Genomic DNA, 15,064 nt, shown 5'->3' with positions numbered 1-15,064 from the left:
GGACGGGTGCACCTGCCTGAACGGGCCGTAGGCTTTTGCCGTGTCCACCGTCACCGCCGCCGCCCATCCGCAGTCCCATTTCGTGCGGGCAGTCCTGCGGCAACGTGGCTTCCGCCGCCTGCTCGGCGTGCGGATGGTGGCGCAGATCGGCGACGGGCTCTTCCAGGGCGCGCTGGCCGGCACGGTGTTGTTCAACCCGGAGCAGCGCGCCGACGGGATGGCGATCGCCGCCGGCTTCGCCGTGCTGCTGCTGCCGTATTCGCTGATCGGGCCGTATGTCGGGGTGTTCCTCGACCGGTGGCGGCGGCGCACGATCATCTCCCGGACCAACCTGCTGCGCACGGTCCTGGTGCTGCCGATCGCGCTGTACATCTGGCAGGGCCACGAGTCGCCCACACCGTTCCTGCTGGCACTGGTGGTGACCGGGTTGAACCGGTTCTTCCTGGCCGGGCTGTCCGCGGCGACCCCGCACGTGGTGGACGATCACATGCTGGTGACCGCCAACTCGTTCTCGGCGACGCTCGGCTCGCTGAGCTTCTCCGTCGGCATCGGCACCGGCGCGGCACTGATCAAGACGGTGCTGGCCACCTCGTTCCACGGTTACGCCCTGGTCGCCGCGATGGCCGCCGGCTTCTACCTGGCCTCGGCGCTGCTCGGCAGGTCCTCGTTCACCGCCGACGAGCTCGGGCCCGACGCCGCGCAGCAGACCAAGAGCTCGATCCGGCAGGCGGTCGGCGAGGTCAACCGCGGCACGGTCGCCGGCGTCCGCCACCTCGCGGCGAAGCGCGGCGCCGCCTATCTCGTGCTGGCGCAGGCCGTGTTCCGGTTGCTCTACGGCGTCGTGCTGCTGGCCTGCTTGTTGCTGTTCCGCACCGTGTTCAACACGGGCGACGAGGTCAGCGACTCGTTCAGTACCATCGCCAAGGCCTTCGTCGCGGGAGGAGTCGGCATGCTGCTGGCGTCGTTCGTGACGCCGCCGGTGGCCCGCCGGATCGGCGGCTGGCGCTGGGTGACGGCGGTGCTGGCGACGACGGGCGCGGCGATCCTCGGCTTCGGACTGCCCTTCGACCCGTCGCTGCTGCTCGGTGCGGTCTTCGTGACCAGTGTGGCGGCGCAGGCCATCAAGATCGTCACGGACACGTCACTGCAGCACGAGTGCGCGGACGAGTTCCGGGGGCGGGTGTTCAGCATCAACGACACCGCGTTCAACATCATGCTGGTCGCCGGCATCTACATCGGCGCGCTCACCCTGCCCTACACCGGGCAGTCGGCGGTCGTGCTGGGCATCGTCGCGGTGGGCTATGTGCTGGCCGCGGCCGCCTACGCGGTGCTGGGCGGCCGGTGGGCCCGCCGGGTCGGCGACGACATCGCGCAACCCGACGGGACCTCCGTGGCATTGATCAGCCGCTAGACGTGCGCTTCGCGGTCGCCTGGATCTGCGTGCCGCTGAACGTCAGGCTGTCACCGTTGCAGGTGTACTTCGCCGGGTTGTCGTCCGCCTCGAACGGCTCGGTCTCGCTGTAGCCGATCGACGGCGCCGTGGTCAGCGTGTTGCCGCTCGTCTTCACGTTGGAGTAGACGATGCTGCCGCTGGCGGTCTGGATGTCCGAGTTCACGGTCGCGTTGACGGTGATCGTGATCGGCACCTTCTGGCCCTGGATCGTCGGGCTGCCGCTGTACACGCTGTCCTGGTAGGTCTCGGTCAGCTTGCCGTCGGGCGTGAACTTCAGCGTCGAGCCGTTCTTGGTCAGGCTGATCGACACGCCACCCTCGACGCCGGCCATCGCGGCGGTCTGGGTGAAGGTCGAGGTCTGCCAGGTGCCGACGAGGCACTTGTCGATCTTGGACTCCGCCGGCGTGCTCGCTCCGCTGGTCGAGCCGGCGGACTTGCCCGGGTCCGCGCTGGTCTTCGGGTCGTCCTTGCGCAGGGCGACCACGGCGACGATCGCGATCACGAGGACCACCACCACACCGGACAGCGCGATCAGCGGCACCATGAAGCGGTTCTTGCGCGGCGGGGTCGGCGACGCGCCGTACTGCCCGCCGTAGGTGGTCGGCGGGAACGCCGGCGGGCCGCTGACCTGGCCCGGATAGCCGGGACCGCTGGTCTGGCCGGGGTAGCCGGGGCCACTGACCTGCTGATCGGGGAACGAGGGTCCACTGGCTTGGTAGCCGGCATAGGGCGCGCCACTGTACGGGTCGCCACTGTATGGCGTTCCGCTCACCGGCGGTTGCGGCGCCTGCGGGACGCCTCGATAGGTGCGGCACTGCGTGCAGTAGCCGTTCATATCAATGCCCATGCCGCCGCAGGTAGGACACGGCTGCATGTCTGCCTCCAGATTTCAGGGGTGGCCAACCCAGGTGCTCGGTGCGGCCGTAAGGGGGGATCGTGTAGCGACGGTAGCTGACCTCGTCTACGCGCAGAACCGACCGAATCGCCACATGCACGACGCAACGGTGGTCAGAGTTCCGACAGCGTTGAACCGGCCACCCACCCTCCAGGAGAATGAGCGCCGTGCCTCAGCCGCTGGTCGTCGTTTTCGCCGGAACGTCGTGGGACGGGGTGACCGGCTCTGACCGGCTGCTCGCCGCCGCTCTCACCCCTCACGCCGACATCCTCTGGGTCGATCCGCCGATCTCGGCGGCCACCCCGGACCGCTACCGCTACGGCGCATCCCGCCTGGGCGTCGCGCCGCAGATACGTCTGGTCTCCGACGGTGTGACCCGGCTGACCCCACGGGTGCTGCCACTGCACACGCGCCCGTACATCAAGGTCAGCACCGCGGCGCTGATCCGCTCGCAGACCCGCTGGGCGCTGCGCAAGCTCGACCGGCGTCCGGTCGCGGTGGTCGCCTGCAACCTCGTCGACGTGCTGCGCAGCTGGGGACCCGGTGTGTCCAAGGTGCTCTACGGCACGGACGACTATGTCGCGGGCGCGGAGCTGATGGGGCAGGACGCCGCGCGGGTCGCCGAGGACGAGCGCCGCCAACTCGACAACGCCGACCTGGTGGTGGCGGTTTCCACGGTACTGGCAGAGCGTTGGACCGCGCTGCGCGCCAAGCGGGTCGAGCTGATCCCGAACGGGGTACAGACGTCGGCGTACCGCGTCCCGGGCGAGCCGGCCGTGCTGCCGAAGCCGCTCGCCGGACCGGTCGCGGGAGTGATCGGCCAGTTCTCCGACCGCACCGACTTCGAGCTGCTCGCCGCGCTGGCCGACGACGGCATCTCGCTGCTGCTGGTCGGGCCGCACGACGCACGCTGGGAGCCGGAGCGGTTCGCGGCGCTGACCGAGCGACCCAACGTGGTCTGGGTCGGCCGGCAGCCGTTCGAGTCGCTGCCGTCCTTCCTGCGGCACATCGACGTCGGGGTCACGCCGTACCGTGACACGCCCTTCAACCGGGCGTCGTTCCCGCTCAAGACGCTGGAATACCTCGCGGCGGGCAAGCCACCGGTGAGCACCGACCTGCCAGCCGTGCACTGGCTCGACTCCCCGCTCGTGCGGGTCGCCAGCACCCCGAAGGAGATGGTGGCCGCGGTGCGTGAGGCCGCCGCCGAGTCCGGCGATCCGACGCAGATGGCCGCCAGGCAGGCGTTCGCCGAGCAGCACTCGTGGGCGGAACGGGCGAAGGCGTTGGCGGCAGCGCTACCACTTTGAGCTGTATGTAATCGTATGATCACATAATGTCATCACCTCCACCACCTTTGTCTGCTTCGTCGCCGGATCCCGATTCCAGTCGCCGCGCCCAGCGCAGGTTCGAACTGGAGTCGGGGCCGCCGGCACGACCTTCGTTGCCGTCCCGCGCATACGAACCGCCGGCTTCGGAGCCGGGCTACGGCGACTTCGAGACGGGCTACGAGCACGCGAGCTACAGCGAGCCGCCGGACTACGAGCCGCCGCGGCCCGGAGCACCGCGGCCGCCCGAGCTGGCCGAGCCGTTGCCGCCCTCGGCGCCCGATCCGACCCTGCCGGCCTGGCTGCGGCCGGCCGCGCCCGCGGGAGAAGACGTGCCGGACTTCCACCCGCCGGGGGAGTCGACGTTTCCCGATCCCGACGACCCGGGCGTGGGCCGCGCACCTCAAGGCCCACCTCAAGGCCCACCTCGTGGCACGCCCCCGAACGCCGGGACCGGCTTTCCGGCCGCGCCCTCCGGTGCGGCGCCGGTCCAGCGCAAGCGGCGGTGGCTGCTTCCCGTCGCCGGCGGGATCGCCGCGCTGCTGATCCTCAGCGGCGCCGGCACGGTCCTGCTCTACCTGCGGGCCAACGACGCGGTCGACACCTCCGCGGGGCCGGTCGTCTCGGTGGCGGCATCCACGGCCGAGACCACCCCTGGGGCGCCGGCGAGCGCCGACAACGGCACCAGTCGCGGTCCCGCGGCCGGCCCGACGGGCGCGATGCCACCCGCGGGGACGGGCGTGCCGTGCGCGTACTCCCCGGCCGACCGTGGCGGTGGCGATCCCCGCCTGGTGGCGACGCCCGCGCCGCGCTCGACGCTGACCGGGAAGCCGACCGCGACCCTGGAGACCAACCTCGGCGCGATCGGCATCCAGCTCTACGCGGACCGGGCGCCGTGCACGGTCAACTCGTTCGTCCATCTGGCCCGGGACGACTTCTACAGCGACACGCCCTGCCACCGGCTGACCACCGAGGGCCTGTGGGTGCTGCAGTGCGGCGACCCCGGCGGGACCGGGACCGGGACGCCGGGCTACCAGTACGGCGAGGAGAACCTGCCGACGACGCTGCCGCCGTACCCACGGGGCACGCTCGCGATGGCCAACGCCGGGCCGGGCACCAACGGCTCACAGTTCTTCGTCGTCTACAAGGACAGCGACATCCCGCCGGACTACTCCGTGTTCGGGCAGGTGACCAGCGGGCTGGACCTGCTCGACCGGATCGCCGCCGCCGGCACCACCACCGGAGGTGCCGACGGTCCGCCGAAGCTGGCCGTGCAGATCACGGAGATCAGGGTTTCGTGAGGCCCTCGGCGGCAGCCCAGCGCAACAGCTCGGCCTCGGCCTCGTCCCGGTCGAGCGGCCCGCGCTCCAGCCGCAGCTCCTTGAGGTGCCGCCAGGCCCGACCCACCACGGGGCCGGGCGGCACTCCGAGCAGTTCCATGATCGCGTTGCCGTCGAGGTCGGGCCGGACCCGGGCCAGGTCCTCCTCGGCGGCAATCCGCGCGATGCGGGTCTCCAGCGCGTCGTAGTCGGCCGCCAGCTGCGCCGCCTTGCGCCGGTTGCGGGTCGTCACGTCGGAGCGGGTCAGGCTGTGCAGGCGGGTCAGCAGCGGTCCGGCGTCGGTGACGTAGCGGCGCACCGCCGAGTCGGTCCATTCGCCCCGGCCGTACCCGTAGAACCGCAGATGCAGCATGACCAGCTCGGAGACGTCCGAGATCACGTCCTTGGGGAACTTGAGCGCCTTCATCCGCTGCTTGGTCAGCCGGGCACCGACGACCTCGTGGTGGTGGAAGCTCACCCCGCCGTCCGTGCCGACCGCCTTGGTCGCCGGCTTGCCGACGTCGTGCATCAGGGCGGCCATGCGCAGCGTGAAGTCCGGCCCGTCGGCCTCGTGGCCGATCGCGTTGCGGACCACGATCAGGGTGTGCTCGTAGACGTCCTTGTGCTGGGCGTGCTCGTCGATCTCCAGCTTCAGGCCGGTCACCTCGGGCAGGAACGTGTCGGCCAGTCCGGTGTCCACCAGCAGCCGGAGCCCGGTGATCGGGTCGGCGCCGCACATGAGCTTGACGAACTCGTCCCGGATCCGCTCGGCGGTGATCCTCGACAGGTCCCCGGCCATGGCGGCCATCGCTGCCCGCACCTCCGGCGCAACGCTGAACCGCAGCTGTGCGGCGAACCGGGCGGCCCGCAACATGCGCAGTGGATCGTCGGCGAAGGAGTCCTCGGGCGCGCCCGGGGTGCGCAGGATCTGCTCGGCGAGGTCGTTGAGGCCGCCATACGGGTCGGTGAACTCGTGCCCGGGCACGGACACCGCCATCGCGTTGACCGCGAAGTCGCGGCGGCGCAGGTCGTCGACGAGGTTGTCGCCATACCGCACGATCGGGTTGCGGCTGACCCGGTCATACGCGTCCGCGCGGAACGTCGTGACCTCGATGCGCAGGCCGTGGCGGGCGAGCCCGATCGTGCCGAACTCCTGACCGGTGGTCCACACCGCCTCGGCCCAGCCGTCGATGATCCGCAGCGTCTGCTCGGGCAGCGCGTCGGTGGTGAAGTCCAGGTCGTCGCCGAGGCGCCCGAGCAGCGCGTCGCGCACCGAACCGCCGACGAGGTGCAGCTCGTGCCCGGCCGCTGCGAACCGGCGGCCGAGTTCGTCGGCGACGGGAGAGACGCGCATCAGCTCGTGCACGGCACGGCGCTGGGCGTCGGTGAGGGCGCGTGTGGTTTCGGACATCGGTCGGTGAGCCTATCGCGAGGAAGTGAGCGGCCAGCGCAGCGGCTCGGGCCGCTCACCAGCATTTGCAGTTGTTGGCTCAGGCCGACGCCGCAGCGCAGCGGAGGTGGCGGCCTGAGCGGCCAGCGCAGCGGCTCGGGCCGCTCACCAGCATTTGCAGTTGGTGGCCTGAGCGGCCAGCGCAGCGGCTCGGGCCGCTCACCAGCATTTGTAGTTCTTGGCTCATGTAGTTCTTGGCTCAGGCCGACGCCGCAGCGCAGCGGAGGTGGCGGCATGAGCGGTGAGCAAGGAACGGACACCCGAGGGTAGTGGCCGGGTCGGCATCGGGTCGCGCGATTTGTCGGTGCAACGGTGGGACGGCGGAAATGTCGGGGGGTGCCACTATGGTCTGTGCTGCGAGCTGAAGCACGGCCGAGTTGGGGTGTGGCGGATGGACCCGGCAGACGACGGGCGCTGGAGCAACGAGCCGACCGCAGTGCTGCGTCCGGTCGGTGAGGGCGCGCACCGGGCGCCGGATCCGCATGGCGAGCTGCCGACGCAGCCGCTCGACCCACGGCTGACGGACCCCGCCAACGCGCCGACGGTCCACCTGCCGCTCGTGACGCCGCGGCCCCAGGTCGTGGCCGACGCGCCGAGCGTCGAGCAGACGGCACCGCCGCCGGGGCCCGGTGACGACGAGAGCACCGGCACGGTCGTGCGCAACAGCAGCACGATGGCGATCCTGAGCCTGGTGAGCCGGGCCACCGGTTTCCTCCGCGCGGCGGCGATCGCGGCCGCGATCGGCGGGTTCGCCGTCGGCGACGACTACACGCTCGCCAACAACCTGCCCAACCAGATCTATGAGCTCCTGCTCGGCGGCGTGCTCGCCAGCGTGCTCATCCCGACGCTGGTGCGGGCCCGCAAGGAGGAGCCGGACCGCGGCGAGGCATATGCGCAGCGCCTGCTGACCCTGGCCGTGGTCGCGCTCGGCGCGGCGACGCTCCTGGTGGTGCTGGCCGCGCCGCTGCTGACCGCCGTCTACACGCTCGGCAACGACAAGGTCACCACGACCGACCGCGACCTGATCACGTTCCTGGCCTATCTGCTGCTGCCCGAGATCTTCTTCTACGGGTTGGCCGGCATCTTCGCGGCGATCCTCAACGTGCGAGGCCACTTCGCCGCGCCGATGTGGACCCCGATCCTCAACAATGTCGTGATCATCGCCACGGCCGGCGTGTTCTTCCTGGTTCCCGGCCCCGCGCTGCCGACGCCCGACAAGATCACGCTGGCGCAGGTCCTGGTGCTCGGCATCGGCACCACGCTGGGCATCGTGGTCCAGTCGCTGGGGCTCTGGCCGGCGCTGCGCAAGGCCGGCTTCCGCTGGAAGTGGCGCTTCGACTTCGGCAAGCTCAACCTGCGGGAGCTCGGCAGGCTCGGCTCCTGGATGCTGCTCTACGTCGGGGTCAACCAGATCGGCATCACGATCGTGATGGCGCTGGCGAAGAACAACGCCGTGCGCGGCGGCGACGGCCCGGCCGTGTTCAACAACGCGTTCCTGATCTTCATGATGGCCCACGGCATCGTCGCGGTGTCCGTGATCACCGCCCTGATGCCGCGGATCTCCTCCGCCGCGGCCGACGGTCGCTTCGGCGACGTGACCGACCAGTTGTCGCAGGGCACCCGGCTGGCCTCGGTGATCCTGATGCCGGCCGCCGCGGTGTATGTGGTGCTGGGCCAGCCGCTCGCGGTGACGCTGTTCGACTGGGGGCAGTATGACTACGACACCGCCCTGGCCACCGGCTGGGTGGTGAGCGCGGCGGGCCTGGGCCTGCTGCCGTTCGCGTTGAGCCAGATGCAGACCAGCGTGTTCTATGCGATGCGCGACACCCGGACGCCGGCGCTGGTCAACATCGGTGTGGTCGGTATCCGGCTGCTGCTGGATGTCGCGTTCTACTTCATCTTGCCGATCGCGGCCGTGACCGCGTCGCTGATGCTCGGCACGGCGCTGTCGTTCGTGGCGGCGCTGGTGATGGGTTACTGGCTGCTGCGGGTGCGGCTGGGCCGGCTCGGCCTCGCGAAGATCGCCGACACCCTGACGCGTCTTGCGGGGGCGGCGGCGGCCGGCGGCGTCCTGGCGTTCGCCGTCTCGTGGGGGATCGGGAAGGTGCTCGACCCGGGCAAGATCCTCGGCGTGGTGCAACTCATCACAGGCAGCGCCGTCCTTCTGGTGACCTACGCGGCGGTGGCGCTGGCGCTGCGCGTGCCCGAGGTCCGCCAGTTCGCCGGTCTGATCAAGGGCAAGCTCGGCCGATGATCCGGACAGCATGCTCTGACGCGCCCGCGCGGGGGGACGGCGGGTTCACCGCCGCACCCGGCCGCGGCTGTTTCCGCTCCGACGGACGGCCCGTCCGAGGAACCGGCGAAGCAGTGGAATATGGGTGAAAGGTATATGACCGCTATGTCCTGGCATGGGTGATCAATTGGCATCGCCCCGGGTGGTCCGGAGAAGATGACGTGTCGGAACCCGCAGAGCTGACCGGTAAGGTCAACCTCGACGCCCCGCCGGAGCGCTTAGGCTTAGTGACTGCGACTCGCGTTACGACGCACGCCTCAGGTGAGCACACGGATCGGAAGGGAGGACGGGTGGCTGAGCTCGACGAAGGGCTGGAGACCTCGGGAGGAATTCCGCAGGTCCTGACCTTCGGCACCCCATCCGTCGGTGAAATCCTTGCCGAGCGATACCAGCTCGAAGAGCACATCGGCAACGACTCATTGGGTCGCCAGCTGTATCGCGGGATCGACGTGATCCTGCGGCGGCCGGTGGCGGTCGTCCTGCGCTATCCCGGTGGGGAGAGCGCCAAGGAGATGCTGGGCGCGGCCGTGGCCGCCAGCCGGATCGTCCACCCGCACCTCGTCGGTGTCTATGACGCGATCGACGAGGGTGGCCGGGCCTATGTGGTCCGCGAGTGGGTCGACGGGATCGCGCTGCGCGACATCGTGGCGTCGGGCCCGCTGGACGCCGGCCGGTCGGTGGCGATCGCCTGGGCGGTCACGGACGCTGTGGCGTCACTGCACGGCACCGGCATGGCGCACGGCAACGTGCACCCCGGCACGGTCCTCGTCGCGCACGACGGGCGGGTCGTGCTGACCGACGCCCGGGCCGACGACCTGGCGACCCCCGAGACCGACATCCGCTCGATCGGCGCCGTGCTCTATTGCGCGCTGACCGGCTACTGGCCGCACCGTGAGGCGGGCACCTATTCGGTGCCGGACGGTGTGCGCGACAACTCCGGCGCACTCGCCGCGCCACGGCAGGTGCGCGCCGGCGTGCCGACGCACCTGGACTCGCTCGTGACCGACCTGCTCAACCCCGACCTGCCGCTGCCGTCCGCGGAGTCCCTTGCCGGCGAGCTCGCCTCGTTCGGGCAGTTCGAGGACGGTGACCTCGCCGAAGCCGGATCCGGCGGCGGGGACAGCGCGCTCGACTTCGAGGCCTTCGACGCGGCGTCGCAGTCCACCGCGCCGCCGAAGCCCGCCGGGCGGAAGCTGGCCGTGGGCGTGGTCGGTCTGCTCGTGCTGGCCCTGGCGGGCACCCTGGCCGCCGCGAAGGTTCTCGGCGACCCGGCCGTGCCCGGCGAGACCCCGCCGTCGGCGACCAGCAGCGGCGCGCCGCAGCAGGCCAAGCCGGCCGGGCAGCCGAGGGTGCTGCCGATCACCCCCGCGCAGGTCCGGATCGTGAGCCCGAAGGGCCAGCGGGACAACACCGAGGACGCCGGGAAGGTCGTCGACGGCAACCCGGCGACGGTGTGGAGCACCGACCGCTATTCCAACAAGGCCAACTTCGGTGGCCTCAAAGACGGCATGGGCATCTGGATCGACCTCGGCAAGGCCGAGCAGGTGGTCTCGGTCCAGGTTGACCTGGCCACCCCCGGCGCCAGCGGTGAGCTGCGCACCGGCACGGCCGACCTGGGCAGCGGCACCGATCAGGACAAGCAGACGGTCGAGCAGTACAAGGTGATCGAGGGCACCACCAAGGACGGCATGGGCCCCACGAACCTGTACTCGGGCCCGGCGGAGCCGACCCGCTACCTGCTCGTCTGGATCACGAAACTGCCGAAGGAAAGCAGCAGCGGTCGCTACCGGGTTTCGGTCGCGGAGATAACCGTTCGAGTCCAGTAGCCCCCACAAGTCGCTCGCGGTCGATAAGGTGCCAGCCGTGGAGGCGGAGCCGGGCGTGCGTGAAACGCCGGATGACACCGCCCTGCTGCATGCCCACGCCGCGGGTGACCCCTATGCGTTCGCCGAGATCGTCCGGCGGCACCGGGACCGGTTATGGGCGGTCGCCCTGCGGACGCTCGGCGACCGCGAGGAGGCCGCTGACGCCCTCCAGGACGCGTTGCTGTCCGCGTTCCGGGCCGCGGGCAACTTCCGGGGCGAGTCGGCCGTCACGACCTGGCTGCACCGCATCGTGGTCAACGCGTGCCTCGACCGGATCCGGCGCCGCCAGTCCAGACCGACCGTGCCGCTGCCCGAGACCGACATCACACCCGCTCCGGTCACCGACCGCGACACCGCCATGGACGTGCAGCAGGCGCTGCAGCAACTCGCCGTCGAGCAGCGCTCCGCGCTCGTGCTCGTCGACGTCCAGGGGTATTCCGTGGCCGAGGCCGCAGTGATCCTCGGCGTGGCGGAGGGCACCATCAAGAGCAGGTGCGCTCGCGGGCGCGCCCGCCTCGCTGTGATGCTCGGCCACCTGCGGAACCCCGTCGGCAGCGGCGGCGTCCCATCACCGAACAGCGCTGAGGCAGCGACCGGGGCGGCAGCGAACAGGAAGGAGGGCGGCGCGTGACGACCTTCTCCGACGCCGACTTCGACCTGCTCGCCGACTTCGTCGGCGGGGCGCTCGACGGCACGCCCGAGGCCGACGACGTGCGCCGCCTGGTCAGCACCGACGAGGCCTGGGCCGAGGCGTATGGCGCGCTGGTGACCGCCGAAGTCGCCGTCCGCGACAGGTTGACCGCACTGGGCGCCGAGCCGCTGCCCGTGCCCGCGGATGTGGCGCACCGGCTGAACGCCGCACTGCAGGACGCGGTGGTCGCCCCCCGGCCGGGCGCTCCCGTGCTGGACCTCGCCCGCGCCCGCGAGGCCCGCCGGCATCGCCGGCAGCGGTGGGCGATCGGCCTGGCGACCGCGGCCGCCGTGCTGATCTGCGGTGGGTTCGGCGTGCCCCTCGTCGTCAGCGGGCAGCACGACAAGGGAGACACCGTCACCTCGAACGCCGACGGCGGCGGCAAGGGCGAGGCGGCCCCGCAGTCGGCGCCGTCCCCCGTGGGGTCGGGTGGCACCAGGTCGTCCATACGGTCCGACGCCGCCCTGGTGGCCTCCGGACAGGACTACGGGCCGGGCACGGTCGGGCAACTGGCCAAGGTGTCGCCGCCGGCCGCGGCGATGGCCGGCGAGGGCAGCGGCAACGCGGACACCAGCAAGAGCGGGAAACCCGAGGACGTGCCCGCGGAGCTGCGCCGCCTGAGGGACCCCGTGGCCAGGGCCGCCTGCCTCAACGCGGTGGTCGGGGAATACGGTGGGCAGGTGGCACTGGTCGACTACGCCCGTTTCGAAGGCCAACCGGCCCTGGTCGTCATCGTCGACGGCACCCGGCTGGGCGCGGGCAAACGCCTGGTCATCGCGGTCGGACCGGACTGCGGTATCGGTGGGGCGATCGCCGACGAGCTGTACCGTGGCGTTGCCTGACCGTAGTGGTGATGTGGCACACGCGTCACCCCGCACCGGGAATCATCGGTTCGTAGGATGACGTTTTGCTGGCACAGGCTTAACTCGAGGAGTCGACCGTGGACGAGGTCCGCAACCTGATCATCGTGGGGTCCGGCCCCGCCGGGTACACGGCTGCCGTCTATGCGGCCCGGGCCAACCTCAAGCCGCTGGTGATCGAAGGTGTCACGTCCGGTGGTGCGTTGATGACGACCACCGAAGTGGAGAACTACCCAGGCTTCCCCGACGGCATTCTCGGCCCCGAGCTCATGGACAACATGCGCAAGCAGGCCGAGCACTTCGGGGCGGAGTTCGTCACCGACGACGCCACCCGGGTGGCCCTGGAAGGCCCCGTGAAGAGCGTGTGGGTCGGCGAGACCGAATACCGGGCCCACGCCGTCATCCTGTCCACCGGCTCGGCCTGGCGCCCGCTCTCCGTCCCTGGGGAGCAGGAGCTGCTCGGTCGGGGCGTGTCGTCCTGTGCCACCTGTGACGGCTTCTTCTTCCGCAACGAGGACATCGTGGTCGTGGGCGGCGGTGACTCGGCGATGGAGGAGGCGACGTTCCTCACCCGGTTCGCCAAGTCGGTCACCATCGTGCACCGGCGGGACTCGTTCCGCGCCAGCAAGATCATGGCGGAGCGGGCGCTCACCAACGAGAAGATCAAGGTCCGGTGGAACAGTGTGGTGACCGAGGTCCTCGACCGCGGTGGCCGCGTCGGCGGCCTGCGGGTGCAGGACGTCAACACCGGCGAGGACACCGACCTCGAGGTCGCCGGCGTGTTCGTGGCGATCGGCCACGACCCGCGCAGCGAGCTGTTCCGCGGTCAGGTGGAGCTGGACGACGCCGGCTACGTGAAGGTGGCCGCACCGAGCACCCGCACCAACGTCGAGGGCGTCTTCGCCGCCGGCGACCTGGTCGACCACACCTACCGGCAGGCGATCACCGCCTCCGGCACCGGTTGCGCGGCGGCGCTGGACGCCGAGCGCTACATCGCGACGCTGTAGTTTCAACACAGGTAGAGGGAGTGCGTATGGGAGCCATCCAGCCGGTCAGCGACAAGACCTTCGAGGCTGACGTCCTCAAATCCGATATTCCGGTTTTGGTGGACTTCTGGGCTGAGTGGTGCCAGCCGTGCCGGAAGATCGAGACGATGCTGAACGAGATCGCCATCGGTGACCTCGCCGACAAGGTGAAGATCGTCAAGGTCGACATCGACAGCAACCCGGAGACGGCCCGCGCCTACCAGGTGCTCTCCGTCCCGACACTCACCGTCTTCAAGGACGGCGAGCCGTTCAGGTCGGTCGTCGGCGCGAGCCCGAAGAGCGCCCTGGTGCGCCTGATCGAGTCGGCGCTCGAGCCCGCCTGAGCCCAGCTCCAAGCATTGACGCGCCCCGCCTTCAGCCAAGGCGGGGCGCGTTTTGTACAAAGGCCGCGTGATGACGCGTCTCTGAGCCGTGAGCGGTACGCTGCGGTGCAATCGCAGGCACTTTCAGGAGGACACATGCGGGCAATCCGGCGCGGGGCGCGGGGCGCGGCAGTAGCCGAGATCCGCAGCATTCTTGTCGTGCTGGACCTGCTGGTCGACGCACCATCTCCCGGGATGAACACCGATCCCGAGTTCGATGCCGACACGGAGCGTGCGGTCCGCGCCTTCCAGCAGAGCCACGGGCTCACCGTGGACGGCGAGGTCGGCGACGAGACCTGGCGGTCGCTGGACGCGGCCCGCTGGCGGCTGGGGCAGCGGGCGTTGTTCCACACCGTCGGCGACCCCTACATCGGCGACGACGTCCGGCAACTGCAGGAGCGGCTGCTGGAGATGGGCTTCAACCCCGGCCGCGCCGACGGCATCTACGGCAGTCGCACGGCGCACGCCGTCGCCCAGTTCCAGCGCGAGGTCGGGCTGCGTCCCGACGGCGAGTGCGGACCGGCGACCGTCGGCGCGCTCCGCCGCCTCGGCCGCAAGGTCATCGGTGGCCGGCCGCAGCTGCTCCGCGAGGCGGAGACCTTCCGCGACTCGGGTCCGACGCTGCTGGGCAAGCGCATCGTCATCGACCCGGGACACGGCGGACCCGACACCGGCAACGTCGTGCCCGACGGTCCGCTCCGGTGGACCGAGGCGGACCTCGTATATGACCTCGCAGCCCGTCTGGAAGGCCGCCTGGCGGCCGCGGGGATGCGGGTGAACCTCACCAGGGGTCCGCAGCCTTCAGCGGCTCTCAGTGACCGTGACCGGGTTCAGCTGGCCAACGAGCTCGGCGCCGACCTCCTGATCTCGATCCACCTCGACGGGCACCGCAACCCCGAGGCCGGCGGCGTCGCCACGTATCACTACGGCACCGTCTCCGGGCCGACGTCCATCGTGGGCGAGCGACTGGCGAAGCTCGTGCAGCGCGAGATCGTCGTGCGCACCGGCCTGCGGGACTGCCAGACGCACGCGAAGACGTGGGAGCTGCTGCGGCTCAGCCGGATGCCGGCCGTCCGGGTCGACGTGGGCTACCTGACGTCGCCGTCGGACCGGGAGCGGCTCATCGACCCCGCGTTCCGCGAGCGGGTCGTCGAGGCCATGATGGCCGCGGTGCAGCGGATGTATCTGCCCGTCGAGGCCGACGTGCCGACCGGCTCGATCGACGTCAGCCTGCTGCGGGCGCTGACCAACAACGCCGTCTGACCCTCTGGTCGCCCGGCTGACCTTCTGGCCTTCTGCCTGACCTTCTGGTTCGAACAGCACCGGTTCGAACAGCCTTGTTTCGCCGAGCGCCCTGGACACACTCGTCCAGGGCGCTCACACGTTTCAGTCGCTGCATGCTCCAGTGCTCGCGCGTTCAGCCGCTGCATGCTCCAGTGCTCGCGCGTTCAGTCCTGGCACGCTCCGGGCCGGTCGCACAGTCAGGGCTGCACGCTCCGGGCCGG

General features: G+C 70.6%; 12 protein-coding genes. 10 read left to right on the top strand and 2 right to left on the bottom strand.

Features of this window, described 5'->3' with window-relative positions; all coding sequences use genetic code 11:
* The first annotated feature begins 40 nt into the window (after window positions 1-40).
* Window positions 41-1,411 carry an MFS transporter gene (locus Dsi01nite_RS22495; protein ID WP_203848200.1) on the top strand — a complete coding sequence of 457 codons (1,371 nt, stop codon included), beginning with the start codon at window positions 41-43 and terminating at the stop codon, window positions 1,409-1,411.
* Here the strand turns inward: Dsi01nite_RS22495 and Dsi01nite_RS22490 are convergent.
* A complete protein-coding gene (locus tag Dsi01nite_RS22490) occupies window positions 1,401-2,300 on the bottom strand; it encodes a hypothetical protein (RefSeq protein WP_203848199.1) in 900 nt (299 codons plus the stop codon). The genes Dsi01nite_RS22495 and Dsi01nite_RS22490 overlap by 11 nt on opposite strands.
* Before the next feature lie 206 nt (window positions 2,301-2,506).
* On the opposite strand from Dsi01nite_RS22490, the gene Dsi01nite_RS22485 reads away from it, so the two are divergent.
* Together Dsi01nite_RS22485 and Dsi01nite_RS57440 are read left to right on the top strand one after the other, a co-directional pair.
* Window positions 2,507-3,655, top strand: coding sequence for a glycosyltransferase (locus Dsi01nite_RS22485; protein ID WP_203848198.1), 1,149 nt, complete (start codon window positions 2,507-2,509; stop codon window positions 3,653-3,655).
* 134 nt (window positions 3,656-3,789) lie between these two features.
* Window positions 3,790-4,974: a peptidylprolyl isomerase gene (locus Dsi01nite_RS57440; RefSeq protein WP_239136092.1), complete on the top strand. Its 1,185-nt coding sequence runs from the start codon at window positions 3,790-3,792 to the stop codon at window positions 4,972-4,974.
* Here the strand turns inward: Dsi01nite_RS57440 and Dsi01nite_RS22475 are convergent.
* The gene (locus Dsi01nite_RS22475; protein ID WP_203848197.1) at window positions 4,961-6,403 is read right to left on the bottom strand and encodes a CCA tRNA nucleotidyltransferase; all 1,443 of its coding nucleotides are present in this window, start codon (window positions 6,401-6,403) and stop codon (window positions 4,961-4,963) included. The two genes, Dsi01nite_RS57440 and Dsi01nite_RS22475, sit on opposite strands and share 14 nt — an antisense overlap.
* A 430-nt stretch (window positions 6,404-6,833) precedes the next feature.
* Here Dsi01nite_RS22475 and murJ point away from each other — a divergent pair, with 430 nt between their 5' ends.
* The 7 genes from murJ (at window position 6,834) to Dsi01nite_RS22440 (ending at window position 14,822) form a co-directional block, all read left to right on the top strand.
* Window positions 6,834-8,696, top strand: a complete 1,863-nt coding sequence (murJ, locus tag Dsi01nite_RS22470) for a murein biosynthesis integral membrane protein MurJ (protein ID WP_203848196.1) — start codon at window positions 6,834-6,836, stop codon at window positions 8,694-8,696.
* A 329-nt stretch (window positions 8,697-9,025) separates the two neighbouring features.
* Entirely contained in the window at window positions 9,026-10,561 is a 1,536-nt protein-coding gene (locus tag Dsi01nite_RS22465) for a protein kinase family protein (protein WP_203848195.1), read from the top strand.
* A 28-nt stretch (window positions 10,562-10,589) separates the two neighbouring features.
* Window positions 10,590-11,231 carry an RNA polymerase sigma factor SigM gene (gene sigM, locus Dsi01nite_RS22460; protein WP_373318811.1) on the top strand — a complete coding sequence of 214 codons (642 nt, stop codon included), beginning with the start codon at window positions 10,590-10,592 and terminating at the stop codon, window positions 11,229-11,231.
* Complete coding sequence (locus Dsi01nite_RS22455) at window positions 11,228-12,133, top strand: RsmA family anti-sigma factor (RefSeq protein ID WP_203848194.1); 906 nt, start codon at window positions 11,228-11,230, stop codon at window positions 12,131-12,133. The genes sigM and Dsi01nite_RS22455 overlap by 4 nt, the downstream gene beginning before the upstream one ends.
* A gap of 98 nt (window positions 12,134-12,231) precedes the next feature.
* Window positions 12,232-13,158 carry a thioredoxin-disulfide reductase gene (gene trxB / locus Dsi01nite_RS22450; protein WP_203848193.1) on the top strand — a complete coding sequence of 309 codons (927 nt, stop codon included), beginning with the start codon at window positions 12,232-12,234 and terminating at the stop codon, window positions 13,156-13,158.
* Between the two features lie 26 nt (window positions 13,159-13,184).
* Window positions 13,185-13,520 (top strand): thioredoxin, encoded by a 336-nt coding sequence (gene trxA, locus Dsi01nite_RS22445; protein ID WP_203848192.1) that lies wholly within the window; start codon window positions 13,185-13,187, stop codon window positions 13,518-13,520.
* Between the two features lie 135 nt (window positions 13,521-13,655).
* Window positions 13,656-14,822, top strand: a complete 1,167-nt coding sequence (locus Dsi01nite_RS22440; RefSeq protein WP_203848191.1) for an N-acetylmuramoyl-L-alanine amidase — start codon at window positions 13,656-13,658, stop codon at window positions 14,820-14,822.
* Window positions 14,823-15,064 lie beyond the last annotated feature (242 nt).

Origin of the sequence: Dactylosporangium siamense, from assembly GCF_016862795.1 — a bacterium.
In the GTDB taxonomy this organism is placed as follows: Bacteria; Actinomycetota; Actinomycetes; order Mycobacteriales; family Micromonosporaceae; genus Dactylosporangium; species Dactylosporangium siamense.
This window is presented reverse-complemented; position numbering and strand designations above follow the sequence as displayed.

What these genes read in the sequence shown, in the direction of transcription:
- Dsi01nite_RS22490 (WP_203848199.1), bottom strand. Translation starts at nt 2,300, where the DNA reads ATGGGCATTGATATGAACGGCTACTGCACGCAGTGCCGCACCTATCGA.
- Dsi01nite_RS22485 (WP_203848198.1), top strand. Translation starts at nt 2,507, where the DNA reads ATGAGCGCCGTGCCTCAGCCGCTGGTCGTCGTTTTCGCCGGAACGTCG.
- Dsi01nite_RS22475 (WP_203848197.1), bottom strand. Translation starts at nt 6,403, where the DNA reads ATGTCCGAAACCACACGCGCCCTCACCGACGCCCAGCGCCGTGCCGTG.
- murJ (WP_203848196.1), top strand. Translation starts at nt 6,834, where the DNA reads ATGGACCCGGCAGACGACGGGCGCTGGAGCAACGAGCCGACCGCAGTG.
- trxA (WP_203848192.1), top strand. Translation starts at nt 13,185, where the DNA reads ATGGGAGCCATCCAGCCGGTCAGCGACAAGACCTTCGAGGCTGACGTC.
- Dsi01nite_RS22440 (WP_203848191.1), top strand. Translation starts at nt 13,656, where the DNA reads ATGCGGGCAATCCGGCGCGGGGCGCGGGGCGCGGCAGTAGCCGAGATC.